The organism is Pseudidiomarina insulisalsae, assembly GCF_003987065.1.
Taxonomy (GTDB): Bacteria; Pseudomonadota; Gammaproteobacteria; order Enterobacterales; family Alteromonadaceae; genus Pseudidiomarina; species Pseudidiomarina insulisalsae.
On the sequence record NZ_PIPY01000007.1, the window covers coordinates 198992 to 204991 of the forward strand.

General features: G+C 54.0%; 4 protein-coding genes. 1 reads left to right on the forward strand and 3 read right to left on the reverse strand.

All coding sequences use genetic code 11. The annotated features are described in order from the left end of the window. Positions 1 to 48: 48 nt before the first annotated feature. The 3 genes from CWI71_RS08145 to rluC are packed head-to-tail and all read right to left on the reverse strand — an operon-like array spanning position 49 to position 2299. Positions 49 to 645 carry a Maf family protein gene (locus CWI71_RS08145; protein WP_126754766.1) on the reverse strand — a complete coding sequence of 199 codons (597 nt, stop codon included), beginning with the start codon at positions 643 to 645 and terminating at the stop codon, positions 49 to 51. Beyond that, on the reverse strand, positions 642 to 1349 hold the full coding sequence (locus CWI71_RS08150; protein WP_126754767.1) for an HAD-IIIA family hydrolase: 708 nt from the start codon (positions 1347 to 1349) through the stop codon (positions 642 to 644). Before CWI71_RS08150 ends, CWI71_RS08145 begins: the two co-directional genes overlap by 4 nt. Continuing rightward, positions 1346 to 2299, reverse strand: a complete 954-nt coding sequence (gene rluC, locus CWI71_RS08155) for a 23S rRNA pseudouridine(955/2504/2580) synthase RluC (protein WP_126754768.1) — start codon at positions 2297 to 2299, stop codon at positions 1346 to 1348. The genes CWI71_RS08150 and rluC overlap by 4 nt, the downstream gene beginning before the upstream one ends. Before the next feature lie 516 nt (positions 2300 to 2815). On the opposite strand from rluC, the gene rne reads away from it, so the two are divergent. Further along, a complete protein-coding gene (gene rne / locus CWI71_RS08160; RefSeq protein ID WP_126754769.1) occupies positions 2816 to 5821 on the forward strand; it encodes a ribonuclease E in 3006 nt (1001 codons plus the stop codon). The last annotated feature ends 179 nt before the right edge of the window (positions 5822 to 6000 follow it).

A 6000-nucleotide genomic window follows, 5' to 3' on the forward strand; every position in this document is an offset into this window, starting at 1 on the left:
AAAGGATTCAGGCGCTGAAAACAAGTGATTTTCAGCTTTTTATATGCCTTATGCCTGGTCTTTCACCAGCAGCGGATTCACCTGCCATTCGCGCAACATGGCGAGCAGGCGAATCAAGGGTAAACCGATTAAGCTGTTTGGGTCATCGCCCTGCATACGGGCAAATAAACTAATGCCCAGCCCCTCGCTCTTAAAACTGCCAGCACAGTTGAGCGGTTGCTCCAGTGCGACATAGCCGCAGATTTCGGCATCAGTTAACTGGCGAAAGGTCACCTGAAAAGGCTCGACACAGGACTGTACACGATCATGGGCACTATCATAGACCGCCAGTCCCGTATAAAAGGTAACGGTTTTGCCACTTGCGGCCTGAAGCTGCGCAATCGCATTTTCCTCAGTATGAGGTTTACCGAGAATCGCGTCGCCAACCACCGCCACCTGATCCGAGCCAATCAGCAGATGCTTGCTGTACTCATCGCGCAGTGCCTTCGCTTTGGCAATGGCCAGACGCTCGACCAGCGCCGGGGCACTCTCTCCCGGCTGTGCGCTCTCATCAACCCGGGGCGCTGCACAAATGAAATCTGGCAGTATTTTCTCTAATAACATGCGCCGATAGGGTGAGGTGGATGCCAATACAATTGCGGTCATAAGGCCTCCCTTTCAGTTAAGCTGTTGCCGGCACGCACGGCAGCCGCCCGCAACGGTAAATAATCATTGAGTTGCTGCCACGAAGACAGCACAGCCAGTGGTTGATGCTGCTGTAGCAACAGCGCTTCGTGAGTGCCAAAATCAACCCCCAGCGCGTCCACCTTTGCCGCGCGCGCCATTTTCAGATCATGGACCGAGTCCCCTATCATCAAGGTCTCATCGGCACTGCACTGTGCTGCTGCCATCAGTTCGTGCAGCATTTGCGGGTGCGGCTTAGAGATACTCTCATCGGCGCACCGGGTAAAATGAAATACATCCTGCAAGGCGGTCTCGGTCAGCACCCGATCCAGACCGCGACGGGCCTTGCCGGTCGCGATCGCCAGTAAATAACCTTGCTCGCGCAGGTTATGAAGCATGGTTTCAACACCGGGGAATAACGGCGTTGGCGTAGGATCCAAATCGACATACTGGTCACGGTATTGCGCCAGAAACGCGGCATGCTGGTCGCTCGTCAGACGTCCGAACAAGCGTTCAATCGCCGGCTCGAGACTTAAACCGATAATATCGCGTACCGCCTGCACCGAAGGCACTGGCAATTGCTGCGTCGTGGCTGTGGCACGCATTGCCGAAACAATACGACCGATGGAATCCATCAGGGTACCGTCCCAGTCAAAGATAATCAGTCGGTAATCTTTGCCGTTCAAGATGCTGCGCCCAATTGTTGCAAGGTGCGGTCCAGGACATCGTCCAATGGCGCCTCGACGGTGATTTCTTTACCACTTTGCGGATGCCGGAAGCTTAACCGTTGCGCATGCAGAAATAACCGGTTCAGCCCTAGCTCTCGCATGAGCCCGTCAAATACCGGATCACCGTACTTATCATCGCAAGCAATCGGATGACCGGCATGCAGTGCGTGCACGCGAATTTGATGGGTGCGCCCGGTAATGGGCGAGGCTTCGACCAGCGTGCTATTGGCAAACTTACGTACGACCCGGAAACGGGTCTCCGACGGTTTACCGGCAACATCCACGCGCACCACCCGCTCACCTGACTTTAAGGTGTTTTTCAGCAGCGGTGCCGCGATCAGTTTGACATGCGCCTGCCAATGCCCGCGCACCAGTGCCAGATAGCGCTTATCCATGGTCTTATTGCGCAACTGCTCATGCAGTGAACGCAGTGCAGAACGCCGCTTTGAAACCAAAATGCAGCCGCTGGTTTCACGGTCCAGTCGATGCACTAGCTCAAGATGCTTCGCTTCAGGACGTAATGCCCGCAAACTTTCAATCAGCCCAAACTGCAATCCTGAACCGCCGTGAACCGCCAGCCCGGCAGGCTTGTTCAGCACCATCAGCAGATCGTCCTCATACAGCACCTGATCATTCAGCGCCTGTACTTGATCCAGTTTGGCTGAAGGTAAGGGATTACGCTCGGCAACCCGCACCGGCGGTATGCGCACTTCATCACCGGCTTGTAAACGATAGTCCGGTTTCGCGCGCTTTTTATTTACCCGCACTTCACCTTTACGCAAGATTCGGTAGACCAGTGATTTGGGTACACCTTTTAGTTGCGCAAGCAAAAAATTATCAATGCGTTGGTCAGCGTAATCGGCGTCGATAGTCAACCAACGAACTTGTTGTTGTGTCGTGTCGTTCATAGACGCGCAGTTTAACATTATCAAAAGAGCCTGACTGCAATTTTTGCAGCAATTAATTTAACTTGTGCTGATCAGCCGTTTCATGGGATAATCGGGCTTCCGGAAAAAGCCGCACCGGTGTAGTTTGAGAGCGGTTCGCGAACTGAAAACAGTCAACAACGCGAGAAACAATACAAGAAATTAGTTGTGGCTTGGCACAAGGCTAGCAATAGCAACACAACTTCCACTTCACGATACGACCTGCGCAGTGCGCACGCTCGAGATCCTGATGGCATGGAACCGAACAGTCACCAAGCCACGTCATGTTAAAGCATCATTTGCGATGACACGGTACGAACACAAGCTTATTTCGGCTTGGTAACCAATTGCGTACCTCACGTTGGTGTCAGTTTACACAACGGGAGGTGTCATTCCACGCTGCGACAGCGCGATGGCAGTCTACAATTCAATCTCGAAATAGCGATGGCGAAGACGCCTTCGTACTGTGTTGTGGCACAAAAAATAAGAGTCACAACCATGAAAAGAATGTTGATCAATGCAACCCAGCAAGAAGAGCTGCGTGTCGCTTTGGTGGACGGGCAGCGTTTATACGATTTAGATATCGAAAGCCCGGGCCACGAACAAAAGAAAGCCAATATCTACAAGGGTAAAATTACCCGTATCGAACCTAGCCTGGAAGCCGCTTTCGTTGATTACGGTGCTGAGCGCCATGGCTTCCTCCCGCTGAAAGAAATCGCAAAAACCTACTTCCCTGAAGGCTATACATTCTCCGGCCGCCCTAATATCAAAGATGTTGTTAAAGAAGGCCAGGAAGTCATCGTCCAAATCGATAAAGAAGAGCGCGGACAAAAAGGAGCTGCGCTGACCACCTTTATCTCTCTGGCAGGTAGCTATTTGGTACTGATGCCAAACAACCCGCGGGCCGGTGGTATTTCACGCCGCATTGAAGGCGATGAGCGCACCGAATTAAAAGACGCCATGAAAGACCTGCAATTGCCGGACGGAATGGGTCTGATTGTACGTACCGCAGGGGTTGGCAAATCAGCCGAAGAGCTGGAGTGGGATCTGAACGTTCTGGTACATCACTGGAGCGCTATCGAAAAGGCCGCAGCAGAGCGCCGTGCGCCCTTCCTGATCCATCAGGAAAGCAACGTTGTGTTCCGCGCTATCCGCGACTACCTGCGCCGTGACATTGGTGAAGTACTGATTGATAACCCGAAAGTCTACGAACAGGTGCGTGAACACGTTGCGCTGATTCGCCCGGACTTTGTCAATCGCGTGAAAACCTACCAGGGCGACGTGCCGCTGTTTAATCATTACCAGATTGAAAGCCAGATCGAATCAGCATTTCAGCGTGAAGTGCGCCTGCCTTCAGGCGGGTCTATTGTGATTGACCCTACTGAAGCTCTGACCTCTATCGATATCAACTCAGCGCGCGCGACCAAAGGTGGGGACATTGAGGAAACCGCGTTCCAGACCAATCTGGAAGCAGCTGAGGAAATTGCCCGTCAGTTACGTCTGCGTGATGTTGGTGGCCTGGTGGTCATCGATTTCATTGATATGACACCAGTGAAGCATCAGCGCGAAGTTGAGAACCGTTTACGCGACAGCCTGAAGCAGGATCGCGCCCGTATTCAGGTTGCCCGTATCTCACGCTTCGGCCTGTTAGAAATGTCACGGCAGCGCTTGCGCCCTTCATTGGGTGAATCTTCAAATCACGTCTGTCCGCGTTGTGATGGCCACGGTACCATCCGTTCGGCAGAGTCACTGGCGCTTTCAATCTTGCGTCTGATTGAAGAAGAAGCACTCAAAGATAACACCATCCAAGTTCAGGCACAGGTGCCGGTCACGGTCGCCACCTACCTGCTTAATGAAAAGCGTAAAGCCATTGCCGAAGTTGAAAAACGCCACTCGGTATCGGTGCTGGTCATTCCGAATCCGCATCTGGAAACACCACATTTTGATGTGAAACGTTTGCGCAGCGACGAAGTTGAAGAAGCCAATAGCTTTACCCTGATCGAGAAGCCTGAAGACGCCGCAACCGAAGTTGTGCTGAACAAAGACAAACCGAGCTTTGAAGAGCCAGCGTTAAAAGGCCTGCAAGCGCCGGCGACGCCCGCACCGACGCCTGCACCTGCAGCGCCGGCGGCGAAGAAAGCCGGTACACCATCACTGTTGCAGCGCCTGGGTAAATGGTTAAGCGACCTGTTTGGCGGTGAAGAAAAAGAAGAAGAGCAAAAGAAACAGCAGCAACGCCGCAGTCGTGATGGTGGTGCCAACCGCCGTGGCGGACGTAATCAGCGTGGCAACAACCGTCGCCGTGGCCAGCAACGTGGTCGCGCACGCGATGAAGACAAAAAAGCTGAAGCAAAAGCTGAAGGCGCTAAAGCTACGGATAAAGCCGCTACCCCTGGCGAGCAGCGCGCTGAGCCAAAAGGTGAGCAAAAGCGCCGTGGTGGTCGCGGTCGCAACCGTCAGCAAGGCGCTGAGCAACAGAAGCCAGAGCAACAAAAAGCCAAAGAGAGTGCCAGCACGAAAGAAAGCGCTCAGGAGCAAGCACCGAAACCACGTCGTCAGCGTCGCAAGCTGGAGAAGTCGGTTCGCGTGAGCAAAGCCGATGCCGGAACCGCGCCAGTTGCGGAAACTGCGCCTAAAGCAAAAGAAGCAACGCCCAAGGCGGAAGCCAGCAAACCTGCTGCGCCAAAAGCGGCCGAGCCGAAAAAGGAACAGGCAGCAGAGCAGCAAGCGAGCGAAGCTAAGAAAGCGCCAAAAGCCGAACCGAAAGCCGAATCGAAAGCCGAAGCGAAAGCCGCAGAAGCAGAAACCAAGCCGACTGAAGCTGAGGTTAAAACTGCTGCTGAGCAGCGTGAAGCAGCGCCGGCTAAAGCACAACCAACTGCGGAAAAATCTGCAGATGGTAGCACCGTTCCTAGTCTGACCATCGATGGCCCAGACGTGGAAGAAACGCCGGAAGAAACGCTGGAAGAAATACCGAAAGAAACTGCGGAACAAGCGCCGGATGAGGCCACTGAAGAGAAGCGTGAAGGTCGTAACCGTTCGCGCCGTAGTCCTCGTCATCAGCGTGCTGCCGGCCAGCGTCGCAAAGACGAGAAAGCTGCTGAGCAGACCGATGACGCGTTGACAGAAAGTGACGCCGGGAACGCGCCAGAAGCAGAACAGGCACCAGAGAAGGCTCCAGAGCAAGTTCCAGAGACGGCAGCTGAGCAAGCCGCGGAAGATGTGCCAGTACCAGCACCAGCAGAGCGCCCGGCAGAAGCCATGGTCGAGCGCCCGGCGGAAGAAGCGCCGGCCGCAGCCAAGGTGCCCTCCTCGCGCCGTGGCAAGGTAGTCAGCGCGCCAATGGCAAAAGCCACAGCAGCACCTCGCTCGGATGACTTTGCCCCACTGGCAGTTGCTGACGACAGCAACCGCGTCAGTATCAACAAAGCCAGCCGCGTTGCGAGTCTGACGCAGGCAAGCGCTACCGCGCAGTCTGACATGGCGAAGTGTACCCCGCAGTAAATTGGGATACGCTCTGCTCACGCCAGAGCATAAAAAAACCGGGCTTGATGCCTAATGCCGATCAGTTAAGAAATATTTTAGCGATCGCTTGACCGATCCTCCCAATAGATCAGAATCCGTAGTTAGTTAACACTGGCTACGGATTTTTTTATGCAACTTACTACAGCGCTGGCAATGGC

Coding starts and splice junctions, on each gene's coding strand:
- CWI71_RS08145 (WP_126754766.1), bottom strand. CDS start 645: ATGACCGCAATTGTATTGGCATCCACCTCACCCTATCGGCGCATGTTA.
- rluC (WP_126754768.1), bottom strand. CDS start 2,299: ATGAACGACACGACACAACAACAAGTTCGTTGGTTGACTATCGACGCC.
- rne (WP_126754769.1), top strand. CDS start 2,816: ATGAAAAGAATGTTGATCAATGCAACCCAGCAAGAAGAGCTGCGTGTC.